Raw genomic sequence first — 21,972 nt, forward strand, 5'->3', positions numbered from 1 at the left:
AGTCACGTCCAAAGCGGCGGCAACCTACACAGGGCGGCGTGGCTCAGCTTCCGCAGGTACAGTGCGGGGACCAGCAGAACCCCAGCGTGAGGCCCCGCACCGTGTTGACCCAGACCACCTCACGGGTGCTCGAACCGAGTGACCTGGACGCCGCGCTCGCCGTCCTCGACCGCGAGCCGGTCGCGAACGCCTTCGTGACGTCCCGCGTCCAGATCGCCGGACTCGACCCCTGGCGCCTCGGCGGCGAGATGTGGGGCTGGTACGAGGACGGCATGCTGACGTCCCTGTGCTACGCGGGCGCCAACCTCGTCCCGATCTGCGCCACCCCACGAGCCGTACGGGCCTTCGCCGACCGCGCCCGCCGCGCGGGCCGCCGCTGCTCCTCCATCGTCGGCCCCTCCGAATCCACCGCCCAGCTGTGGCGCCTGCTGGAGCCCAACTGGGGCCCCGCCCGCGAGATCCGCTCCCACCAGCCCCTGATGATCACCGACCGCATGCCGACCGACATCACCCCGGATCCGTACGTCCGCCGCATCCGCAAGGACGAGATGGAGACGATCATGCCGGCGTGCGTGGCGATGTTCACCGAGGAGGTCGGCGTCTCCCCGCTGGCCGGCGACGGGGGCCTCCTCTACCAGGCCCGGGTCGCCGAACTCGTCGGCTCCGGCCGCTCCTTCGCCCGCCTCGACCAGGACGGCAAGGTCGTCTTCAAGGCCGAGATCGGCGCCGCCACCGACCGTGCCTGCCAGATCCAGGGCGTCTGGGTGGCCCCCGAGTACCGCGGTCAGGGCCTCGCCGCCCCCGGCATGGCCGCCGTACTGCGCTACGCCCTCGCGGACGTGGCCCCGGTGGTCAGCCTCTACGTCAACGACTTCAACACCGCGGCACGAAGGACGTACCAGAGGGTGGGCTTCCAAGAGGTCGGCGCCTTCATGAGCGTCCTGTTCTGACCCCGTCCCCTTCCGAGCGACGGCAGCGCAACACCCTCCGGAGCGCGGGGAACTGCGCGGGCCACCACGGACGAGCCGCACCCGGAACACAGCGCGAACCCCCCTGTAGGCTCCCCACATGCGCCTTCCCGGTCACGCACACCGCCGCCAACCAGACGACATCGTGATCGGCCCGCTTGATCTGTCGTCCCGCGTCGACGAGGCACTCGCCGTCCAGGCCGTGGCCTTCGGACTGGGCCCCGACGAGGTCGCCGTACGCCGCCAGATCGTGCTGCGCCACATGGCGTACCCCGGCGCCCGCGCCCTCGGCGCCACCGCGGCGGGGCGCCTCGTCGGATTCGTCTACGGCATGCCCAACGACCGTACCCACTGGTGGTCCACCGTCGTGGAGCCCTACCTGCGGGCTCAGGGCCACGACAGCTGGCTCGACGACTCCTTCGTCATCACGGAGCTCCACGTCCACCCCCGCTACCAGAACCGAGGCGTCGGCCGCTCACTGATCACCACGATCACCGACGGCGCCGCCGAACCCCGCTCGATCCTCTCGGCCATCGACGTGGACAGCCCGGCGCGCGGCCTCTACCACTCCCTCGGCTACGAGGACCTCGCCCGCCAGGTCCTCTTCCCCAGCGCACCCAAGCCGTACGCCGTGATGGGCGCCCCTCTTCCGCTGCGTCGCCGTTAACCGATTTCCACCGTCCCGTACCACCCGGCTAACCTCCTGCCATAACCCACATCCGGCAGGAGTACGAGAACCATGGCCAACGCACCGGTCCAGCGCATGTCCCATTTGATGGCGAAGACGCTGCGCGACGACCCGGCGGACGCCGAGGTCCTCAGCCACAAGCTGCTCGTCCGCGCCGGCTATGTGCGCCGCACGGCGGCCGGCATCTGGTCCTGGCTGCCCCTCGGCATGAGGGTCCTCCGCAACGTGGAGCGGATCGTCCGCGAGGAGATGGACGCGATCGGCGGCCAGGAGGTGCTGCTTCCCGCGCTGCTGCCGCGTGAGCCGTACGACGCGACCGGCCGCTGGGACGAGTACGGCCAGGAGCTGTTCCGCCTCAAGGACCGCAGGGGCGGCGACTACCTCCTCGGCCCGACCCACGAGGAGATCTTCACCCTGCTGGTGAAGGACCAGGCGTCGTCCTACAAGGACCTGCCGATCACGCTCTACCAGATCCAGAACAAGTACCGTGACGAGGCTCGCCCGCGCGCCGGTGTCCTGCGCGGCCGTGAGTTCCTGATGAAGGACTCCTACTCCTTCGACCTCGACGACGAGGGTCTCGCCCAGTCCTACGGCCTGCACCGCCAGGCCTACCAGCGGATCTTCGAGCGCCTCGGCCTCGACTACCGCATCTGCGCCGCCACCGCGGGCGCGATGGGCGGCTCGAAGTCGGAGGAGTTCCTGGCCCCGGCCGAGGCCGGCGAGGACACCTTCGCCGACTGCCCGAACTGCGACTTCGCGGCCAACACCGAGGCGATCACCTACGAGCTCAAGCCGGTCGACGCCACGGGCGTGGCCGCGCTCGAGGAGATCCCGACCCCGGACACCCCCACCATCGAGACCCTCGCCGCCCACCTCGGCGTCCAGGCCTCCGCCACCCTGAAGAACCTGCTGGTCAAGGTCGACGGCGACATCGTCGCCGTCGGTGTCCCGGGCGACCGCGAGGTGGACATCGACAAGGTCGAGGCGCACTTCGCCCCGGCCGTCGTCGAGATGGTCACCGAGGCGGACTTCGCGGAGAACCGGGACCTGGTCCGCGGCTACGTCGGCCCGCAGGGCCTGGGCGAGAAGGTGAAGTACCTCGCCGACCCGCGCGTGGCCCCCGGCACCTCCTGGATCACCGGCGCCAACAAGGAGGGCATGCACGCGAAGAACGTCGTCGCGGGCCGTGACTTCGAGGTCGACGCGTACGTCGACGTCGTGGTCGTCCAGGAGGGCGACCCCTGCCCGAAGTGCGGCACCGGCCTCAAGCTGGACCGCGCGATCGAGATCGGCCACATCTTCCAGCTCGGCCGCAAGTACGCGGACGCGCTGAAGCTCGACGTCCTCGGCCAGAACGGCAAGCCGGTCCGGGTGACCATGGGCTCCTACGGCATCGGCGTCACCCGTGCCGTCGCGGCCCTCGCCGAGCAGACCGCCGACGACAAGGGCCTGTGCTGGCCGGCCGAGGTCGCCCCGGCCGATGTCCACGTGGTCGCCGCGGGCAAGGCGCTGCAGATCGAACTCGCCCTCGACGTCTCCGAGAAGCTGTCGGCCGCCGGTCTGCGCGTGCTGTGCGACGACCGCGCGGGTGTCTCGCCGGGCGTGAAGTTCACCGACTCGGAGCTGATCGGCGTACCGCAGATCCTGGTGGCCGGGCGGCGCGCGGCCGAGGGCGTCGTCGAGCTCAAGGACCGCAGGACCGGTGAGCGCGAGGAACTGACGGTGGACGAGGCGATCGCCCGACTGACGGCGTAACGCGACCCGGCGGACCCCCCGACCGTCCCTCGCGGTGTGACACGGCGTCATACGGCGAGGGACGGTCGTGCTGTTCGGGCCGCGAACCGGTTCAGCCGGCCTCGGCCGTGAGGACGCGGGGGAGGAGTTCGTGCGGAAGATCGACGCGCATACCGCAGAAGCAGCGCAGGGGCCCGCCGCGTGAGCCCGGGGCGCCGAGGTCGATGAGCAGGATGTCCGCCACTTCCCGGAGCACGTCACGCGCCGGGGCACCTCTGGCGACGCGGATGCTGACCTCGTCCGGGTCCCAGACTGCGATGCTCGCCAGGCCGTCCGTCACGGAAATATGGACGCACACAACTGTCTCCCCAGGGATGCACTACGGCATGGAGTGATCCGCTCCGGGAGGCCAGCGGCTGACTGATGGTACCGACGGCGGTCGGGTGCGTGAGGGGTTTCGTCATATTCTCCCGCCGCACCAAAAGCGCCCGCCCCACCCGGCACGCGCCCGAGACGCCGCCCGATGGCCGAAAACGTGCCCCTGACCTCAGCCGATGCGGCTCACCTGAAGCATCGCCTCGGCGTCCTTCAGCAGTGCGCGCTGACGTGCCTCCGGCAATTGCCGGTACAGCTTGAGGAGTCGGGCCTCGCGTTCGTCCCCGCTGGGCCCCGGAACGGGGCGGCCGACCGCCTCGAAGAACTCCCGGGGTGTGGTCCGTACGCCCCAGCGCCGGAACACCTCGACCAGGGCCCGCAGCTTCTCCGGGTCGACGCGTGAGGTACCGCGGGTGCGGTTCATCCAGGCGTTCAGCGTCGGATAGGAGATGCCGGCCTCGCCCGCCAGGTCCTTCTGTGTCCGGTCCGGCACCTGGGCCAGGAGACGTTCGAGCAGAGCCGCCAGGTCCTCGTCCTGGCGAGGGGAATCCTGGCCGGGGTCCGGGTCTCCTGGGCTGCTCTGCTGGGTCGTCACGCATCGAGGATCCGGCATCAATATCTACAAGCGCAAGTAGATCGCAGATCGCTCGTGAGGCGTCGGGAGCGCGCGGGAGTGCCGTGTGGGCGACCGCGCAACCGCGCGCCCCCGAGCACCGCCGATTTCACGCTCCGTAGGTATCTTGACACTATCTGCATCTACATGAAGACTGTAGATGGCTCCGGATGTGGATCGCGGCTCCTGGCGTGGGCTGTCGCCGTGCGCCCAGGGAATCTACATCTACATGAATATTGAAGATTTGAGACCACGACTCGACGGGAGAACCGATCGTGTCCCTACCGGACAACGTCATCACCGTTCCGGGCGACCCGGAACCCGAGCTCGTCGCCCGTGCCCGCACGGGCGACCGGGAGGCGTTCGCGGCCCTGTACCACCAGCACTACCGCGTGGTGTACGGGTTCCTGCTGGTCCGCACACACAACAGACATCAGGCGGAGGACCTGACCCAGGAGGTGTTCACCCGCGCCCTGCGGCGCATCGACGCCTTCACCTGGCAGGGCACGGCCTTCGCCGCCTGGCTGACCACCATCGCGAAGAACCTCTACCTCGACGAACTCGGCCGTGGCCGCACCCGGTTGGAGACCCCGGTCGCCGAGTTCGACGACCCCGGGGAGACCGGCCGGGACACGGAGGCGCTCGCCCTGCGCGCACTGGAGGCCGTCGAGGCCCACGAGGCGGTCCGCACCGCCCTGCACACCCTCAACGCCCAGCAGCGGCACTGCGTGGAGCTGCGCTTCCTCGACGAACTGACGCCGCAGGAGACGGCGTTGGCGATGGGCCGGAGCGTCGGCGCGGTCAAGACACTGACCTACCGCGCCCTGCGCAAACTGCGCCGGCCGGCCGGGGCGGTGTCCGTGTGAACAGCAACTTCCCGCACGCCGTCGGCGTGATCCGCGCGGCGCTGGAGTCCACCGGAGCCGACCGGGCGACCGCGGTCGCGCACGCGCTCGACACCGCCCGCCTCCTCGTCGACCCCGGGCGCACCTTCGGCGTCGTACTGCACCGGACGCCGGACGGCGGCTGGTCCCCGGCGCCGCGGCCGCTGACCGACCTGGAGCGCAAGGCCCTGGCCTGGGACGCGGCCTGCGCACGGGCACGCTCCGTCGCACACGCCATCGAACGCCGGCTGGCCGGGCACACCGGGCCCTCCGGCGTCCGCGTCGACGGAGACCGGGTACGGGTGGTACTCCGCGTCGACGGCCCCCTCTTATGGGCCCGCTGGCGGGCCTACCTGGGCATCACAGCCGTCGCCGCGGGCGCCCGCCCCCACACGGTGGTCGGCGAGGGGCAGCGCGACGGCGTCCGCGTGACGGTTTTGGCCCACGGCCCGACCTCGACTCCACCGCCATCGGGCTCCGCGTTGGCGGGGTCTGCGTCGGTGGGGGCCGGCTCTGTGGGGTCTGCGTCGGTGGAGTCTGACTCTGTGAGGGCTACGTCGGTGGAGTCCGGCCCTGTGGGGGCTGCTTCGGTGAGGCCCGGGCCCGTCGCGCCAGACTTCGCGGGGTGCGCCTCCGTTGAGTCCGGCTCTGCGGGGTCCGGCACCCAGGTGTCCGCGCCCGCGACGAGCCGGTTGGCGGCATCCCCTTCCGCGGCGCCTTTGTCGGGGTCGTCCCCGGCATCGCCTTCCCCTGCGTCTTCGTCGAGCGCGTCTTCGTTTGCGGTTTCCCCGTCAGCGGTTCCTCAGTTGGCGGCGCAGGCGTCCGGGGCGACCCCGTCCGCGGTACTCCCGTCCGCGGTACCCCCGTCCGCGGTACCCCCGTTGGCGGTACTACCGCTGGGGGCGTCCCCGGTTGGGACGCCCCCGACGGAGGCTCCCGTGTCCTCGTCGCCCCGACCGCCGACGCGTCTCTTCCGCTTCGGCGGCGTCACCTACGACCTGGCGTTCCCGCAGCGCGACGCGCACGGCGACCTCTGGTACTTCCAGGGCTGCCGGAGCCACGACGCGATGCCCCTGCTGTCCCTGGACGGCCGGCCCGAGCGGTGCTCCCTCGCCAACGTGGCCATCCATCTGGGGCCGTTGACACCGGTCCGGGCCGGTGCAGCGGACGTCGTGGCCGCCGACGCCCGGGCGTTACCCCCGCCGGTACGTCCGCCGGGCGTGCCGTCCGGACCGGTGTGCGGCCCGATCGGGCCGGCGGTATGACGCGCGGTGGGACGGGTGCGCGGAGCCGGGACGAGGCGGGGGCGGACGAGGGCTCACGGGTGTGGGATGCGGGGCCGGACGGTGGCTCACGGGTGTGGGATGCCAGATCGGACGGCGGCTCACAGATGCGGTATGCCGGGGCGGACGGTGGCCCACGGATGCGGGATGCCGGGGCGGACGGCGGCTCACGGGGCCGGGATACGGCGGCGGACGCCGGCTCACGGACGCGGGGTGCCGGGCCTGGCAACGGCTCACGGGTGCAGGACGCGGGGCCAAGCGGTGGCTCACGGGTCCGGGACGCGGGGGCCGACGGCGGCTCCAGGGTGTGGGAGGCGAGGGCCGCCTGCGGAAAGCGGGACGCGGACCTCTGGTTCTCGCGCGACTCCTGGCCGACGGCCGTCGCGATCTGCGCGGCCTGTCCCGTGCTCGACCCGTGCCGGGCCGCCGTTCTGCAGCGGGAGAAGGGCCTTCCCCGCTGCCGTCGCCAAGGCGTCGTCGCCGGGTTGACCGGTCCCCAGCGCCATGACCTGGAGCGCGGCGCGAACCCGCCGTGGGCGCAGCAGCGCCGGCAGACACCGCCGCCCGGTGAGCCCTTCGAGCGCGCCGCACCCCTCGACCCGGCCGGTCCCTCGCGCTCCGCACCCCTCGAGCCGGCCGGTCCCTCGCGCTCCGCACCCCTCGACCCGGCCGGCCCCTCGCGCGTCGGGCCCGCTCCCTGCGGCACGCGCGCCGCCTACCAACGGCACCTGCGACGGGGCGAACCCGTCGACGAGGCGTGCCGCGCCGCCAACGCCCGGGAAGCCGGCCGCTATCGCCGTACCGGCTCCACGCGCGACGAGCGCGAGAGCGCCCGTGCCCGGCACCGGGCCGGAGCGTCCGGAGACCCGAGCTGACTCCCCGACACCCCCCTCACCGCAACCGGAGTACTTCATGTCCTCGCCTTCGTCGGACCCCCTGCCCGACGCCCCCGGACCCGGCCTGCCCCGGAGTCCCGGTCCCCTCGGCCGCGCGACGGCCGCCCTGCTCCGAGTCCTGCGGGGCCGCGGCACGCCCCTGGCCCCGGGGTCCGGGCCGCGGCACCGCCTCGGGCGCGATCTGGACGACTGCCGGCAGGAGCGCGAGCGCTGGCAGCGGCACGCCGACTCCTACGAACGGGAGTTGACCGACGCCCGGCGCGAACGTGCCCATCTGCTGGCCTGGCTGGCGGCGCTGCACCCGTCGAGCGCCGTCCTGACGCCCGACACCGGTGCGGGTCCGGACGGGGCTCACCTGCTGCGTATCGACGCCGGGGGAGGGCAGTTGTGCTGGCGGCTGGCACCAGCCGAACTGCCGCTGTTCGTCCATGTCCCGTACGCGCACCCGGCTGCCGCCGACCGTCCCGCGCCCCCTGACCAGGCGGCGCACATCGACCGGCACACCCGGCTGCTGGCGATGGAGGGGATCCTGTCGGGCGCGACGGCCGAGACATGGGCGGCGGTGACGCCTCCGCGGCCCGGCGATCACTGAGGGCGCCCGGACGGTCGTCCCGGCGACCTCCGCGGCCCGGCGACCACTGAAGGCGCCCGGACGGCCGTCCCGGCGCCCCGCGAGACTCCGGTCGGCAGGCTCGGGAGGCAAGTCGATCGGACCCACCACGCCCCTCTGCTCCGACCACGGCAGGGGGGCGTGGCCCTGCCCATGACGCCGGACACCGCCGGGATACGGCCGCCTGCATCCGCCCCGCGAACTCGACCAGCGCCCCGGCGTCCCGCGATCGCCCGACCCCGGCGCGCACACTCCCGGCCCGACGGCCGTCTCTTGGCACCCGGTACCGGGCACGGTTGGCTACAGCCAGCCAGCCAGCCAGCCAGCCAGCCGGCCAGCCAGCCGACCTACCTACCTGGCGAGCACTCCCCACTCGACAGCCCGGTCCTGGCATCCGGCGCCGGGCGCGGACGTCACAGCCAGCCCGCGAACTCCAGCAGCAGTTCGGCGTCCTGCGGGCGTCCGACTCGCCGGGCCCGTACGCCCGACTCCACGGCCCGGAAGAGTGTCCAGCCGCGCAGTCGCTCCTGATCCACGTCCAGGGACTCCGCGAGCCGCTTGATGCGCCGGCGTGTGGTTGCCGCGCCCGACGGTGACGCGATCAGGTCCTCCACCCGGTCCCGGACCAGGCGCGCCAGGTCGAACGCGCACTCGCCCACGACCGGGTCCGGCCCCACCGCCAGCCACGGCATCCGTTCCCCGGCCAGCACCTTGCTCTGCCGGAACGTCCCGTGCAGCAAACGCCGTTCGGGCGGCGCGGCCAGCAGTTCCGCGCGGGCGGCCAGCGCGGCGTCGACCAGCACCGCCACCTCCGCGTCCGCCGACGCGGTCGCGCGCATCGCCTCGGCCTGCCGCCCCGTCCGCTCGGCCACCGTCTCGAAGCGATGGTCGGCCGGGGGCTCCACCCACAGCCGCCGCAGCGTCCCCGCCGCCTCCAGCAGCGCCTTCGCCTCCGGCAGCGACCGCACCGACAGATCCGGACGCAGCCGCTCCAGCAGCAGCACACCCTCGGTCACGGCGGGCCCCAGAAGCTGTACGGCACCGGTGCCGCCCCAGTGCGCGAGCGCGGCCCGCTCGCTCTCCGGGCGGGCCCGCGGCGGCGCCAGCTTGAGCACGGCCGGGGCGCCGTCCGGCTGCCGGACCAGGATCACCAGGCTGCTGCGGCCGCCGGGCATCTGCACCCGCTCGACGGTCAACTCGCGCAGCGAGACGGCCTGGTGGGCCGCCTCCGGCAGCTTCTCCAACCAGTCGTCACCGTCCGGTGCCGTCTCACCGAGCGCCCTGACCAGACGCTGCGGCGGTTCGAAAGCCATGCGCGAGTCGTTCCCTTCCCGTACTGCCCGTACGTGTGCTGCCGTCCGCGTCACGCGGTGGGCGCCGCCGACGCGGACCTCGTGCCCGCACGCTCGGCGAGCCCAGGGAAGGCTACGCTCCCGCCCCGCCAGCGCACCGCCCGCACCGCGGCCTCCCGCAGCGCCTCGGCGGCCGTACCCCGCAGTTCCCCCTCGGCTGCCCGCACCAGGTCGGAGTACACCCCGGCCACCCGGTCCTCCAGCTCGGCGGCGAGCAGGACGGCCGACGCGGAGTCCGGCACCGGGAACGGCAGCGCGTACGCGGCGCTCGCGGAGACCGGCTCGGCGCCCCGGTCGCGCACCTCACGCGCCAGCGCGTCCCGCCGCGCCCGGTGCGCCGCGTACGCCGCACGTGCCTCCGAGCGCCGGTCCTCGCCGATCCGGCCGCCGACGACGCCGTATCCGTACACGACCGCGTGCTCGGCGGCGAGCGCCGCCTGCAGGGCCTTGACGGTCGCCTTCTTCGTCTCGCTCACTTGGCCCCCTCCGCCAGCAGATACGCGTGCACCGCGCCGGCGGCGGCCACCGAGGCCAGCAGTCGGGCGAGTTCACCGGGCACGTCGAGCAGAGCCTTCGCGCGGCGGTCCGCCAGCGTCCGTTCGGCGGCGGCGAGCCCGGCCAGCGCGTCCCGCTCGTTCGCGGGAACGGACACGCCCGGTGACGGGGAGTCCGACGGCGACGCCGTAACCCCCTCGGGCGTCTCGGACGGTGCGGGCGATCCGGACGGTGTGCGCGATCCGGTGGACGGGCCGGCCGGACCCGTGCCGAACGCCGCCGCGTGCCGCAGGGATTCCGCCCGCAACGGCCCCACGAGTCCCGCCAGCACCGGATGGGCGGCGAGTACGGCGTCGTAGTGCCCGACCAGGTCCTCGCTGTCGCGGGCCGCACGCGCGCGTGCCTTCTCGGCGAGCGACGGGCTGCCGCTCGTGCCGCCGTCCGAGTCGTCGGAGCGGGAGGTGCAGCCCACCAGCAGGGCGGCACCGGCCGCCGAGGCGAGCAGGGTTCTTCTGCGCGGCCCCGAGGGGTGGCGCGAGGGCGGGGGGTACGGCACGGCACACGTCCTCGGGGACTCGTACGAACACGCAGGCGGGACGCGCCCGCCGCTGATCACCGTACCCGCGCGTCCGGCAGAGTCATGTCACCGGCTCGGCAGCCGACCTCAAGGGGCGCGGGCTGTGCCGACATGCGGCTCCGCCGTGCGGGCGCGATCAGCCACGGGCGATCCGCACGCGGCCACAAAGCCGCAGCCCCGCCCCCTTCGGCGACGCGGCCTCACCGCCGGTGGCTGGACGCAACACTCCCCGCGACCCGATACCCTTTGACCAGACACGCGACCCATCCCACAACAGCACACGCGGCCGAGGAGTCACCCGGATGAGCACCACCCAGAGCGAGAGGCTGCGAGAACTTCTGGAACCGCTCGTCAACTCTCAGGGCCTCGATCTCGAAGAGATCGCAGTGGACTCCGTCGGACGCAAGCGTGTGCTGCGCGTCGTGGTCGACTCCGACACCGGCGCGGACCTGGACCAGATCGCCGATGTGAGCCGCGGGCTCTCGGCGAAGCTCGACGAGACCGACGCGATGGGCGAGGGCGAGTACACCCTCGAGGTCGGCACCCCGGGCGCGGAGCGCCCCCTCACGGAGCACCGCCACTACGTGCGAGCCGTCGACCGGCTGGTGAAGTTCCAGTTGGCCGAGGGCGGGGAACTGGTGGCCCGGATCCTGGACGTCGACGACGAGGGCCTCGATCTCGAAGTGCCGGGAGTCAAGGGCCGTAAGCCCACCAGTCGCAGACTCGGTTTCCCGGAGATCGACAAGGCGCGTGTGCAGGTCGAGTTCAACCGCAAGGACAAGAAGGAAGAGGAGGCGTAGCCGTGGACATCGACATGAGTGCCCTGCGGGGCTTGGTTCGGGAGAAGGAGATCTCCTTCGACCTGCTGGTCGAGGCGATCGAGTCGGCCCTCCTCATCGCCTACCACCGCACCGAGGGAAGCCGCCGCCACGCGCGCGTGGAGCTGAACCGGGAGACCGGCCATGTGACCGTGTGGGCGAAGGAGGATCCCGAGGATCTGGAGGAGGGCCAGGAGGCCCGCGAGTTCGACGACACCCCGTCCGGCTTCGGGCGGATCGCCGCCACCACCGCCAAGCAGGTCATCCTGCAGCGCCTGCGTGACGCCGAGGACGACGCGACGCTCGGCGAGTACGCGGGCCGCGAGGGCGACATCGTCACCGGTGTGGTCCAGCAGGGCCGCGACCCGAAGAACGTGCTCGTGGACATCGGCAAGCTGGAGGCCATCCTGCCGGTGCAGGAGCAGGTCCCGGGCGAGACGTACCCGCACGGCATGCGGCTGCGCTCGTACGTCGTCCGGGTGGCCAAGGGCGTCCGCGGCCCCTCCGTCACCCTCTCGCGCACGCACCCCAACCTGGTGAAGAAGCTCTTCGCCCTGGAGGTGCCGGAGATCGCCGACGGTTCGGTGGAGATCGCCGCCATCGCCCGCGAGGCCGGCCACCGCACCAAGATCGCCGTACGGTCCACCCGCAGCGGTCTGAACGCCAAGGGCGCCTGCATCGGCCCCATGGGCGGCCGGGTGCGCAACGTCATGGGCGAGCTGAACGGCGAGAAGATCGACATCGTCGACTGGTCGGACGACCCCGCCGAGATGGTGGCCAACGCGCTGTCCCCGGCGCGGGTCTCCAAGGTCGAGGTCGTGGACATGGCGGCCCGCTCCGCGCGGGTGACCGTGCCCGACTACCAGCTGTCACTGGCCATCGGCAAGGAAGGGCAGAATGCCCGACTTGCGGCCAGGCTGACCGGCTGGCGGATCGACATCCGTCCCGACACCGAGCAGGCCGGGGAATAGATCCAAGCCGCCCGGCGCTCAGATCACGTCAGGTTACCGGGCGGCAACTGTTCGAATCCTGCCCCAAAGGGGTGAGGTCGCTACGGGGAGGTAGACTTAGTGATGTCTGGCCGGACACGCGCTCGGGCCTGCCCTGAACGAACCTGTGTGGGGTGCCGGGAGCGAGCGGCCAAGACTGATCTGCTGCGGATCGTGGCGATCAAGGACGAGTGTGTCCCTGATCCACGCGGTACGCTGCCCGGCCGGGGTGCGTACGTACACCCCGCCCTGGTCTGTCTCGACCAGGCGGTGCGCCGTCGGGCGTTCACGCGGGCGCTGCGCGCCCCGGGAGCGCTGGACACAAAGGCGTTGCGCCGGTACGTCGAGCAGACAACAGTTGCCGAGCAGGCAACACCGTAAGAAAGCGTCGCGCGGAACCGCCGTGCGGCCCAGGTACCCCGCGAGTTGGAAGTAGGTCGAGATTGCGATGAGCACTCGATGAGCACGCGATGAGTACGCCCATGAAGTAGCGACGGTCCGGCCGCAACCCGGACCTAAAAGGAGCGAAGTGGCTAAGGTCCGGGTATACGAACTCGCCAAGGAGTTCGGTGTGGAGAGCAAGGTCGTCATGGCCAAGCTCCAGGAACTCGGTGAATTCGTCCGTTCGGCGTCTTCGACCATCGAAGCGCCCGTCGTCCGCAAACTGACGGACGCCCTCCAGCAGGGCAACGGAGGCGGCAAGCCCGCTTCCGCCCGCAAGGCTGCCCCGGCGAAGCCGGGAGCCCCCTCTCCGGCGCAGGCGGCCCGTCCGGCTCCGCCGCGCCCCGCGGCTCCCAAGCCGGCTGCCGAGAAGCCCGCGGCCCCGGCCGCGCCGGCCTCTCCCGGCCCGCGTCCCACCCCGGGCCCGAAGCCCGCGCCGCGGCCCGCCCCGGCGTCCCCGGCTCCGAGCGCGCCCGAGTTCACGGCACCGCCGGCGGCTCCCGCTGCTCCGGCCGCCTCGCAGGGCCAGGGTCAGGGTCAGGCTCAGGGCCAGGGTCAGGGCTCCGGCCCGCGTCCGGGCGCCCCGCGTCCGGCCGGCCAGGCGCCGCGTCCCGGCGCCCCGCGTCCCGGTGGCCAGGGTGGTCAGGGCCGTGGTGACCGCGGTGACCGTGGTGACCGTCCCGGCGCTCCGCGTCCGGGTGCCGGTGCCCAGCGTCCCGGTGGTCGTCCTGCTGGTCCCCGTCCGGGCAACAACCCGTTCACCTCTGGTGGCTCCACCGGGATGGCGCGCCCGCAGGCGCCCCGTCCGGGCGGTGCCCCGCGTCCGGGTGGCCCCGGTGCCCCCGGCGGCGCCCCGCGCCCGCAGGGCCAGGGCCAGGGCGGTCCCCGTCCGCAGGGTGCGGCGGGCGGTCCCCGTCCGCAGGCTCCGGGCGGCTCGCGTCCCTCGCCGGGCGGCATGCCCCGTCCGCAGGGCGGCGGCCCGCGTCCCGGCGGCGGCCCCGGTGGCCCGCGTCCCAACCCCGGCATGATGCCGCAGCGTCCGGCTGCCGGCCCGCGTCCCGGCGGTGGCCCCGGCGGTGGCCGTGGTCCCGGTGGCGGCGGTCGTCCCGGTGGTGGCGGCGGTCGTCCGGGCGGTGGCGGCGGCTTCGCCGGCCGTCCCGGTGGCGGCGGTGGCGGTGGCGGCTTCGCCGGTCGTCCCGGTGGTCCCGGTGGCGGTGGCGGCGGTTTCGCCGGCCGTCCGGGTGGTCCCGGCGGTGGCGGCGGTGGCCGTCCCGGCTTCGGCGGTCGTCCCGGTGGTCCGGGCGGTCGTGGTGGCACGCAGGGCGCCTTCGGTCGTCCCGGTGGTCCCGCGCGCCGTGGCCGCAAGTCGAAGCGGCAGAGGCGCCAGGAGTACGAGGCCATGCAGGCCCCGTCGGTCGGCGGCGTGATGCTGCCTCGCGGCAACGGCGAGTCCATTCGCCTGTCGCGCGGTGCGTCGCTCACCGACTTCGCGGAGAAGATCAACGCCAACCCGGCGTCGCTCGTCGCGGTCATGATGAACCTCGGCGAGATGGTCACGGCCACGCAGTCCGTCTCCGACGAGACGCTGCAGCTCCTCGCGGGCGAGATGAACTACACGGTTCAGATCGTCAGCCCCGAGGAGGAGGACCGCGAGCTGCTCGAGTCCTTCGACATCGAGTTCGGCGAGGACGAGGGCGACGAGGACGACCTGGTGGTCCGTCCGCCCGTCGTCACCGTCATGGGTCACGTCGACCACGGTAAGACCCGGCTCCTCGACGCCATCCGCAAGACGAACGTCATCGCGGGCGAGGCCGGCGGCATCACCCAGCACATCGGTGCCTACCAGGTCGCGACCGAGGTCAACGACGAAGAGCGCAAGATCACCTTCATCGACACCCCGGGTCACGAGGCGTTCACCGCCATGCGTGCCCGTGGTGCGAAGTCGACCGACATCGCGATCCTGGTCGTCGCGGCCAACGACGGCGTCATGCCGCAGACGGTCGAGGCGCTCAACCACGCCAAGGCGGCCGACGTCCCGATCGTCGTCGCGGTCAACAAGATCGACGTCGAGGGTGCCGACCCGACCAAGGTGCGCGGTCAGCTGACCGAGTACGGCCTGGTGGCCGAGGAGTACGGCGGCGACACGATGTTCGTCGACATCTCCGCCAAGCAGGGTCTGCACATCGACTCCCTGCTGGAGGCCGTGGTCCTCACCGCGGACGCCTCGCTCGACCTGCGGGCCAACCCGAACCAGGACGCGCAGGGCATCTCGATCGAGTCCCGTCTCGACCGCGGCCGCGGTGCCGTGGCGACGGTCCTCGTCCAGCGAGGCACGCTGCGGGTCGGCGACACGATGGTCGTGGGCGACGCCTACGGTCGCGTGCGCGCCATGCTCGACGACAACGGCAACAACGTCGCCGAGGCCGGCCCGTCGACGCCGGTTCAGGTCCTGGGCCTGACCAACGTCCCGGGTGCGGGTGACAACTTCCTGGTGGTCGACGAGGACCGTACGGCCCGTCAGATCGCCGAGAAGCGCGCCGCCCGTGAGCGCAACGCCGCGTTCGCCAAGCGCACGCGTCGTGTCTCCCTCGAGGACCTGGACAAGGTGCTCAAGGCCGGCGAGGTCCAGCAGCTCAACCTCATCATCAAGGGTGACGCTTCCGGTTCGGTCGAGGCTCTCGAGTCCTCGCTGCTCCAGCTGGACGTCGGCGAAGAGGTCGACATCCGCGTCCTGCACCGCGGCGTCGGTGCGGTCACGGAGTCCGACATCGACCTGGCCATGGGCTCCGACGCCATCGTCATCGGCTTCAACGTGCGCGCCGCCGGGCGTGCGCAGCAGATGGCCGAGCGCGAAGGCGTGGACGTCCGGTACTACTCGGTCATCTACCAGGCGATCGAGGAGATCGAGGCCGCCCTCAAGGGCATGCTCAAGCCGGAGTACGAAGAGGTCGAGCTCGGCACGGCGGAGATCCGCGAGGTCTTCAAGTCGTCCAAGCTGGGCAACATCGCGGGTGTTCTCATCCGCTCCGGCGAGGTCAAGCGCAACACCAAGGCGCGCCTGGTCCGCGATGGCAAGGTCATCGCGGAGAACCTCAACATCGATGGTCTGCGTCGCTTCAAGGACGACGTCACCGAGATCCGCGAAGGCTACGAGGGTGGTATCAACCTCGGAAACTTCAACGACATCAAGGTCGACGACGTCATCGCGACGTACGAGATGCGCGAGAAGCCGCGCGTCTGACCTGTGCAGCACGCGATCGGGGCCGATCGGCGGGAGCAGAATTTCCGTCGATCGGCCCCGGCCGTTGCGTGTACGGTTCCCGTATCGGCGTCGCACGGCGCCCGTACCCCGAACCGGCGGGACATCCGGATACACACATGTATGTGGGGACTCTGTCCTTCGATCTGCTCCTCGGTGACGTGCACTCACTGAAGGAGAAACGCTCTCTCGTCCGTCCGATCGTGGCCGAACTGCAGCGCAAGTACGCGGTGAGTGTGGCGGAGACAGGGCACCAGAACCTCCATCGCAGGGCCGAGATCGGGCTCGCGGTGGTCTCCGGGGACACGGGACACCTCTCCGACGTACTGGACCGCTGTGAGCGGCTGGTCGCCGGACGGCCGGAGGTGGAACTGCTCTGCGTTCGACGCAGACTCCACAGCGACGAAGACTGAAGCAAGCAGCAAGAGAAGTGACGAAGGAGACGGACCAGTGGCCGACAACGCGCGGGCGAAAAGGCTGGCGGACCTCATCCGAGAGGTGGTGGCCCAGAAGCTGCAGCGCGGGATCAAGGACCCGCGGCTCGGCTCGCACGTCACCATCACGGACACCCGTGTGACGGGTGACCTGCGGGAGGCGACGGTCTTCTACACGGTGTACGGGGACGACGAGGAGCGGGCGGCAGCGGCGGCCGGCCTGGAGAGCGCCAAGGGCGTTCTCCGGTCGGAGGTCGGCCGGGCCGCCGGTGTGAAGTTCACGCCGACCCTCGCCTTCGTCGCCGACGCCCTCCCGGACAACGCGCGCACCATCGAGGACCTCCTCGACAAGGCGCGTCAGTCCGACGCGAAGGTGCGTGAGGCTTCCGCGGGCGCGAACTACGCCGGTGAGGCGGACCCCTACCGCAAGCCGGAGTCCGAGGACGAGACGGACGGCGACACCGCGGAATGACGCAGAAGCACACCACGCCCGACGGCCTTGTCATCGTCGACAAGCCGTCGGGCTTCACTTCGCACGACGTGGTCGCCAAGATGCGCGGCATCGCACGCACGCGCCGCGTCGGGCACGCCGGCACCCTCGACCCCATGGCGACGGGCGTCCTCGTCCTCGGCGTGGAGAGGGCGACCAAGCTGCTCGGTCATCTGGCGCTGACCGAGAAGGAGTACCTGGGCACCATCCGCCTGGGCCAGAACACGGTCACCGACGACGCCGAGGGCGAGATCACGGGGTCCACCGACGCCTCGAAGGTCACCCGCGACGCCATCGACGCCGGGATCGCCAAGCTCAGCGGCGACATCATGCAGGTGCCCTCCAAGGTCAGCGCCATCAAGATCGACGGGGTGCGCTCCTACAAGCGGGCACGGGAGGGCGAGGAGTTCGAGATCCCGGCCCGGCCGGTCACCATCTCCTCGTTCGCGGTGTACGACGTCCGGGACGCCGTCGCCGACGACGGAACCCCGGTCCTCGACCTGGTCGTGTCGGTGGTCTGCTCCTCCGGCACCTACATCCGGGCCCTCGCCCGGGACCTCGGCGCCGACCTGGGCGTCGGCGGCCACCTCACGGCACTGCGCCGCACCCGCGTCGGGCCGTACAAGCTGGATGCCGCCAAGACGCTCGACCAGCTTCAGCAGGAGCTGACGGTGCTGCCGGTCGCCGAGGCCGCCGCGGCCGCGTTCCCGCGCTGGGACGTGGACGACCGGCGCGCCCGACTGCTCACCAACGGCGTGCGGCTCGACATGCCCGACGAGTACGCGGGCTCAGGGCCCGTGGCCGTGTTCGACCCCGAGGGGCGCTTCCTCGCGCTCGTCGAGGAGCAGAAGGGCAAGGCCAAGAGCCTGGCCGTGTTCGGCTGATCCACCCCTCCTTCGAGGGCCTGCCCGTGGAGCGGCGGCCACGGGGTCGTCCTCTGCCCGCCGCTCCACGGTCCCCCCTCGGTTCCCCCACCTCTAGGGTGTATCCAACGACCCCCGCCTGTTCACCCGTCCGGGCAGGCGCTCGGAGTGAACCGAGGGAGCGGAAGGGGGCGCGTTCGCCACGTGATCTGTCCCGCTGATCATCCGGCGCCTACCGTCGGGAACGAAGACGGGGGCGGATGAGCGAACGGCGCGGCGCGGGGAGGTTCGACAATGGCGGGACGAGGCCCCCGGGCGGGCGGCGCCCACCGGACGTCGGAGGGCATGCGGCACGAGGACCGCCGGCACGAGGACCGCTGGGGCGAGGGGGACGCCGGCACGCAGGACGCGCTCCGCTCCGATGCCCGCGACGACGCCCTGGTCCGGGTCCACGACCTGGCCGGCCGGCCCCGGGGCCTCGGCTTCGTGGCCGATCACCACGGCACCGTCGTCACCAGCCACGAAGTCGTCGACGGCCTTCCCAGGCTGGTCCTGTTCGCCGCGGGCGGCGACCGCAGCTGTGTGGTGACGGCGAGCGCGGTGACCTCGTTGCCCGGCCTGGATCTGGCCCTGGTGCGCACCGAGGGCCTGGGTGTCGACCCGTTGCCCGTGAGCGTGCGGGAGCGGATCGAGAGCGGCGCGTACGTGCGGATCGCGGCCGGCGGCTGGCGGGAGGCCCGGGTGCTGGGCGCGACGACCGCGACGTACACGGCGACGGACCGCGTCCATCTCCTCGGCCAGGTCCTGGAGTTGGCGGTCGGCACCGCCGGCCGGGACGCGCTGCGGCTGGGCGGGGGAGCGGCCGGCGGGCCCGTGCTCGACGCCGGGACCGGCGCGGTCGTCGGCGTCCTCGGCACGGCCCTGCAGTCCGGTCAGCGCGACGCCGGATTCGCCGTCCCCCTGTGCCCGCCCCCGGACGGACCGCTGGCCGAGCTGCTCGCCGAGAACGCGGCGACGGTGCCCGCGTTCGGCGCCGACCTGAACCTCGCGGGCGTCCTGCAACTGACGGCCACCTCCATCGGGCAGGACGGCCCGCCCGGAACGCTGGCGGGCTACGTGGGCCGGCCGGACGCCGGGGGAGCGGCAGGGGCCGTCGAACCGGTCGAACGGGCCGCTACGGCACGGGAGTTCGACGCCTTCGCCGAGAGCGACGCCTCGGTGCTCGCCCTGGTCGGGCCGCCCGGCAGCGGCCGTACGACGGAACTCGCGGCCCTCGCCGCACGCCGCCACCGCGGTCCGCGCCCCGCTCCCACGCTGTGGCTGCGCGGCGCCGACCTGCAGGACGAGGACGCGTCGGTGGCCGACGCCGCGCGCAGGGCCCTGGCCCGGGCCGCCCGGATCGTGGCCGCCCCGTCCGACCTCTCCACCCTGGGCGACACCACCCCGGAACGCCTGTCCCGCCTCGCCCTCGACACCGGCCGCCCCCTCCTGCTGCTCCTGGACGGCCCGGAGGAAATGCCTCCCGTACTGGCCCACCGCCTCACGGACTGGACCGACGGCACGACCCAGTGGCTGCGGCAGACGGGGGCACGGCTGATGCTGGCGTGCCGTGCGGAGTACTGGGAGACGGCGGGGGCGGAGTTTCCGGGGGAGGTGCTGCACCGGAAGACCGAGGCCACTGAAACCGACGGCCCATGCCTTTCAGGCCGCCCGGGGTTCGTGGACGATCCCGGGTCGTGCCACTCGGCTCGTCCGGCCTTCGTGGGCGAGGCCGGGCAGCGTCTTTCAGCCCGTCCGGCGTTTGAGGACGAGGCCGTTCAGGCCGATGGGGGTCCGGGGGCGGAGCCCCTGGGCGGGGTCGAAGGGGCGGCAGCTCCTGGGGACGGGACGGGTAGGGGCGGCGGGGGCGAGTCAAACCCACGGCTCCCGGCCTGCGTACTGCTCGGCGACCTCACCCCCGACGAGGCCCAGCACGCCCGCGCCCGCTACGGCATCCCCGACGACGCCCTCGCCGCCCCCGACGCCCGCCACCCCCTCACCCTCCGCCTCCTCTCCGAGGTCCGCGCCGCACTCCCCGACACCCCCCACCCCCCACTGGACCGCGACGACGTCCTCTCCGCCCATCTCGACCTCATGTGCCTGCGCATCGCCGTCCGCCTCGCCGCCGAGAACGGCCTGCGCGGCACCGCCGTGCGCCGACTCGCCGCGAAGGTCTCCGGGCAGGTCCACGAGGCCGCCCGCCGCAGCCTCGGCCCCGGCCAGGGCGAGCTGGACCGGGCGTCCTTCGAAGCCGTGTTCCCCTGGGGCCCCGCCCCCGCCGCGCTCGGCGGCGGCACCGGCTGGGCGTCCGCCGTCCTCACCGAGGGCCTCCTCGTCCCCGCCGGCAACGGCTACCGCTTCGCCCACGAGGAGGTCGCCGACTGGATCCAGGGCATGCACCTCGACCTCGACGAGGCCCTGCACGCCCTGGTGCACCGCCGCCGCACCCACCCCGACGCGGCGCACCCCCTCCCCGTCCCGCACCACCGGGTCGGCCCCGTCATCCAGGCTCTCCTGCTCCTCCCACGACACCACGGACACTGCCAACTGGCCCACCGGCTGGAAGAGTTGATCCACGCGCTGGACGCCGACCGGCACTGCTGGTGGGCCGCCCGGCTGCTCACCGGGACCCTGCTGCGCGTCCCCGACGCGACGCCGTACCTGGACGTGCTGCACCTGCTGACCGACCGGATCGTGGCCTGGCGCCGGCACCGCCGCTCCGTGTCGCCGGAGTTCGGCCCGCACTTCTGGACCGCACTGCCGCTCCCGGAGAGCGAGCGTCTCGACCTGCTCCGCCGCCTCGTCCTCGCCGACGACCCGCCCACCGACGCCGACGAACCCGGCCGGCCCCGGTACCTGGACGCCGCCGCCCGGCTCCTCGCCGCCGACCCCACCGCCGTACAGCGTCTCCTCACGCGCTGGTTCGACGACGACCGGCCGCTGCCCGCGACACCGCACGCGACCGTCGCGTGTGCCGCCCAGGCCCTGCTGCACACGCACCGGCACCGCGCCCTGGACGAACTCACCGAGACGCTCGTCGACAGCGCGCACCGCAAGGCCGACGAACTCCTCGCCGTGCTGTCCGAGGACGAGACGTCCGCCATCTGCCGGGCCGTCGACCGCTGGGCGCACGACGAACGGCCCGCGCGACGGGTCGCCGCGGTGGCGTACGGGCTGCGGGTCGCCCCGTACGTCCGTACCGAGGCCGACCGTGAGCTGCTGCGCTACGCCGCCCTCGCCCTGCTCGCCCGCCCCGACGACTGCACCCTGCACGGCGGCGCGCTCGCCCTTCTCGTAAGAGATCCACGCACGCGTGCCCTTCATCTCCCGCAGGCGCTCGCCCACTTCGCGGCAGCCGACCCGCAGTTCCCGGCCAGTGCCTTGGTCGCCGCCCTGGCCACCCACACCGAGCCGGTCCTCGAAGCCTTCCGGGCCCGTCTGAAACTGCCGGGTGCCAAGGACGCGCTGCGCACCCTCGCCGACGTCACCACACCCGCCCTCGCCCGCCGTGTCGCCGCCCTCGTCCAGGAGGCGGTGGAGCGGCAGCCGGGGACGGCGGCCGACATGGCTGCTTACGTCGACCGGCGCCTGGACCAGGGCCCGAGCGCCCGCGTCGTCCTCTTCCCGCTGGTCACCGGCCTGCTCGACGGCGGCGCCGAACAGGTGCGGGCCGCCCTCGCCGCCGTACTCGCCACACCCGGCACCGCCGCGTCCCGTCCGCTCCGCCGCGAGCTGCGCGAATTCCTCCTCGCCCACGAACGCGCCCCCGTCGTCCTGGACGCCTTCCTGCACGCGACCGTCCAGGAGGGCGGCGAGCGGCCGGACGACGACCTGCGCGGCCTGGTCCACCACACCGGCCTGCTGCTCGTGCGCACCCCGGACGGCGCCGCCCGCTTCGACCGCGGCCTGGTCGACCTGGGCCGTCACGTCCCCGGGTTCGCGGTACGGGTCGCCGGCTGGCTCACCGACACCCCGCAGGACTGGTCGGCCGTGGTCGGCCCCAGCACCCGGCGGATGATCGAGAACCTGGCCGGAGTGCGGGTCCCCGCCTGACGCCCTCCTCGGCACGTGCACCCCGTCACAGCGTCCATGCCGATGCGGGCCGGGAGCGCCCGGCATGGCACCCTTAGAGCTGCGTAAGACCGTATGAGCAAAGACGGACAC

Annotated in this window: 20 protein-coding genes and 1 pseudogene; 16 read left to right on the top strand and 5 right to left on the bottom strand. The window is 72.8% G+C overall.

Features of this window, described 5'->3' with window-relative positions; genetic code table 11:
- Positions 1 to 101 precede the first annotated feature (101 nt).
- The 3 genes from ACGFW6_RS37265 (at position 102) to ACGFW6_RS37275 (ending at position 3,411) form a co-directional block, all read left to right on the top strand.
- Entirely contained in the window at positions 102 to 950 is an 849-nt protein-coding gene (locus ACGFW6_RS37265) for a GNAT family N-acetyltransferase (RefSeq protein WP_393520367.1), read from the top strand.
- A 118-nt stretch (positions 951 to 1,068) separates the two neighbouring features.
- Complete coding sequence (locus tag ACGFW6_RS37270) at positions 1,069 to 1,635, top strand: GNAT family N-acetyltransferase (protein WP_393520368.1); 567 nt, start codon at positions 1,069 to 1,071, stop codon at positions 1,633 to 1,635.
- Positions 1,636 to 1,707: 72 nt separating this feature from the next.
- Positions 1,708 to 3,411, top strand: a complete 1,704-nt coding sequence (locus tag ACGFW6_RS37275) for a proline--tRNA ligase (protein WP_393520370.1) — start codon at positions 1,708 to 1,710, stop codon at positions 3,409 to 3,411.
- Between the two features lie 91 nt (positions 3,412 to 3,502).
- Here the strand turns inward: ACGFW6_RS37275 and ACGFW6_RS37280 are convergent, their stop codons facing one another.
- Both ACGFW6_RS37280 and ACGFW6_RS37285 read right to left on the bottom strand, forming a co-directional pair.
- Positions 3,503 to 3,730 carry a hypothetical protein gene (locus ACGFW6_RS37280; RefSeq protein WP_393520372.1) on the bottom strand — a complete coding sequence of 76 codons (228 nt, stop codon included), beginning with the start codon at positions 3,728 to 3,730 and terminating at the stop codon, positions 3,503 to 3,505.
- Positions 3,731 to 3,937: 207 nt separating this feature from the next.
- Entirely contained in the window at positions 3,938 to 4,360 is a 423-nt protein-coding gene (locus ACGFW6_RS37285) for a transcriptional regulator (protein WP_393520374.1), read from the bottom strand.
- Positions 4,361 to 4,653: 293 nt separating this feature from the next.
- Between ACGFW6_RS37285 and ACGFW6_RS37290 the strand changes: the two genes are divergently transcribed.
- The 5 genes and pseudogenes from ACGFW6_RS37290 to ACGFW6_RS37310 all read left to right on the top strand — a co-directional run bounded on the left by ACGFW6_RS37290 (position 4,654) and on the right by ACGFW6_RS37310 (position 8,033).
- Complete coding sequence (locus ACGFW6_RS37290; protein ID WP_393520376.1) at positions 4,654 to 5,244, top strand: RNA polymerase sigma factor; 591 nt, start codon at positions 4,654 to 4,656, stop codon at positions 5,242 to 5,244.
- Positions 5,241 to 5,702 (top strand): annotated as a pseudogene (locus ACGFW6_RS37295) (BN159_2729 family protein); the annotation flags it as partial. The gene ACGFW6_RS37290 and the pseudogene ACGFW6_RS37295, both read left to right, overlap by 4 nt.
- 498 nt (positions 5,703 to 6,200) lie before the next feature.
- On the top strand, positions 6,201 to 6,527 hold the full coding sequence (locus ACGFW6_RS37300) for a BN159_2729 family protein (protein WP_393520494.1): 327 nt from the start codon (positions 6,201 to 6,203) through the stop codon (positions 6,525 to 6,527).
- Between the two features lie 323 nt (positions 6,528 to 6,850).
- Complete coding sequence (locus ACGFW6_RS37305; protein WP_393520378.1) at positions 6,851 to 7,420, top strand: WhiB family transcriptional regulator; 570 nt, start codon at positions 6,851 to 6,853, stop codon at positions 7,418 to 7,420.
- Positions 7,421 to 7,457: 37 nt separating this feature from the next.
- Positions 7,458 to 8,033 carry a hypothetical protein gene (locus tag ACGFW6_RS37310; RefSeq protein ID WP_393520380.1) on the top strand — a complete coding sequence of 192 codons (576 nt, stop codon included), beginning with the start codon at positions 7,458 to 7,460 and terminating at the stop codon, positions 8,031 to 8,033.
- A gap of 431 nt (positions 8,034 to 8,464) precedes the next feature.
- Here the strand turns inward: ACGFW6_RS37310 and ACGFW6_RS37315 are convergent, their stop codons facing one another.
- Genes ACGFW6_RS37315 through ACGFW6_RS37325 form a run of 3 tightly spaced genes read right to left on the bottom strand, consistent with a single transcriptional unit; the run spans position 8,465 to position 10,454 of the window.
- On the bottom strand, positions 8,465 to 9,364 hold the full coding sequence (locus ACGFW6_RS37315) for an aminoglycoside phosphotransferase family protein (protein ID WP_393520382.1): 900 nt from the start codon (positions 9,362 to 9,364) through the stop codon (positions 8,465 to 8,467).
- Positions 9,365 to 9,414: 50 nt separating this feature from the next.
- Complete coding sequence (locus tag ACGFW6_RS37320; protein ID WP_393520384.1) at positions 9,415 to 9,879, bottom strand: ferritin-like domain-containing protein; 465 nt, start codon at positions 9,877 to 9,879, stop codon at positions 9,415 to 9,417.
- The gene (locus ACGFW6_RS37325) at positions 9,876 to 10,454 is read right to left on the bottom strand and encodes a hypothetical protein (RefSeq protein ID WP_393520386.1); all 579 of its coding nucleotides are present in this window, start codon (positions 10,452 to 10,454) and stop codon (positions 9,876 to 9,878) included. Before ACGFW6_RS37325 ends, ACGFW6_RS37320 begins: the two co-directional genes overlap by 4 nt.
- 323 nt (positions 10,455 to 10,777) lie before the next feature.
- Here ACGFW6_RS37325 and rimP point away from each other — a divergent pair, with 323 nt between their 5' ends.
- The 8 genes from rimP (at position 10,778) to ACGFW6_RS37365 (ending at position 21,861) form a co-directional block, all read left to right on the top strand.
- Positions 10,778 to 11,275, top strand: a complete 498-nt coding sequence (gene rimP, locus ACGFW6_RS37330) for a ribosome maturation factor RimP (RefSeq protein ID WP_393520388.1) — start codon at positions 10,778 to 10,780, stop codon at positions 11,273 to 11,275.
- Between the two features lie 2 nt (positions 11,276 to 11,277).
- Positions 11,278 to 12,264, top strand: a complete 987-nt coding sequence (nusA, locus tag ACGFW6_RS37335) for a transcription termination factor NusA (RefSeq protein WP_030958814.1) — start codon at positions 11,278 to 11,280, stop codon at positions 12,262 to 12,264.
- 102 nt (positions 12,265 to 12,366) lie between these two features.
- Positions 12,367 to 12,663 carry a YlxR family protein gene (locus ACGFW6_RS37340; protein WP_393520390.1) on the top strand — a complete coding sequence of 99 codons (297 nt, stop codon included), beginning with the start codon at positions 12,367 to 12,369 and terminating at the stop codon, positions 12,661 to 12,663.
- Between the two features lie 148 nt (positions 12,664 to 12,811).
- Complete coding sequence (infB, locus tag ACGFW6_RS37345; protein WP_393520392.1) at positions 12,812 to 15,964, top strand: translation initiation factor IF-2; 3,153 nt, start codon at positions 12,812 to 12,814, stop codon at positions 15,962 to 15,964.
- Between the two features lie 137 nt (positions 15,965 to 16,101).
- Positions 16,102 to 16,395 carry a DUF503 domain-containing protein gene (locus ACGFW6_RS37350; RefSeq protein ID WP_393520394.1) on the top strand — a complete coding sequence of 98 codons (294 nt, stop codon included), beginning with the start codon at positions 16,102 to 16,104 and terminating at the stop codon, positions 16,393 to 16,395.
- 37 nt (positions 16,396 to 16,432) lie between these two features.
- The gene (rbfA, locus tag ACGFW6_RS37355; protein WP_393520396.1) at positions 16,433 to 16,888 is read left to right on the top strand and encodes a 30S ribosome-binding factor RbfA; all 456 of its coding nucleotides are present in this window, start codon (positions 16,433 to 16,435) and stop codon (positions 16,886 to 16,888) included.
- Positions 16,885 to 17,790 (top strand): tRNA pseudouridine(55) synthase TruB, encoded by a 906-nt coding sequence (truB, locus tag ACGFW6_RS37360; RefSeq protein WP_393520398.1) that lies wholly within the window; start codon positions 16,885 to 16,887, stop codon positions 17,788 to 17,790. Before rbfA ends, truB begins: the two co-directional genes overlap by 4 nt.
- 273 nt (positions 17,791 to 18,063) lie before the next feature.
- Positions 18,064 to 21,861, top strand: coding sequence for a trypsin-like peptidase domain-containing protein (locus tag ACGFW6_RS37365; protein WP_393520400.1), 3,798 nt, complete (start codon positions 18,064 to 18,066; stop codon positions 21,859 to 21,861).
- Positions 21,862 to 21,972 lie beyond the last annotated feature (111 nt).

Source organism: Streptomyces sp. Y7 (assembly GCF_043195415.1).
Taxonomy (GTDB): domain Bacteria; phylum Actinomycetota; class Actinomycetes; order Streptomycetales; family Streptomycetaceae; genus Streptomyces.

Bases quoted from the DNA above. Each gene is read 5' to 3' on its own strand.
- ACGFW6_RS37270 (WP_393520368.1), top strand. From the start codon at position 1,069: ATGCGCCTTCCCGGTCACGCACACCGCCGCCAACCAGACGACATCGTG.
- ACGFW6_RS37275 (WP_393520370.1), top strand. From the start codon at position 1,708: ATGGCCAACGCACCGGTCCAGCGCATGTCCCATTTGATGGCGAAGACG.
- ACGFW6_RS37310 (WP_393520380.1), top strand. From the start codon at position 7,458: ATGTCCTCGCCTTCGTCGGACCCCCTGCCCGACGCCCCCGGACCCGGC.
- ACGFW6_RS37315 (WP_393520382.1), bottom strand. From the start codon at position 9,364: ATGGCTTTCGAACCGCCGCAGCGTCTGGTCAGGGCGCTCGGTGAGACG.
- rimP (WP_393520388.1), top strand. From the start codon at position 10,778: ATGAGCACCACCCAGAGCGAGAGGCTGCGAGAACTTCTGGAACCGCTC.
- ACGFW6_RS37340 (WP_393520390.1), top strand. From the start codon at position 12,367: ATGTCTGGCCGGACACGCGCTCGGGCCTGCCCTGAACGAACCTGTGTG.
- ACGFW6_RS37350 (WP_393520394.1), top strand. From the start codon at position 16,102: ATGTATGTGGGGACTCTGTCCTTCGATCTGCTCCTCGGTGACGTGCAC.
- truB (WP_393520398.1), top strand. From the start codon at position 16,885: ATGACGCAGAAGCACACCACGCCCGACGGCCTTGTCATCGTCGACAAG.
- ACGFW6_RS37365 (WP_393520400.1), top strand. From the start codon at position 18,064: ATGGCGGGACGAGGCCCCCGGGCGGGCGGCGCCCACCGGACGTCGGAG.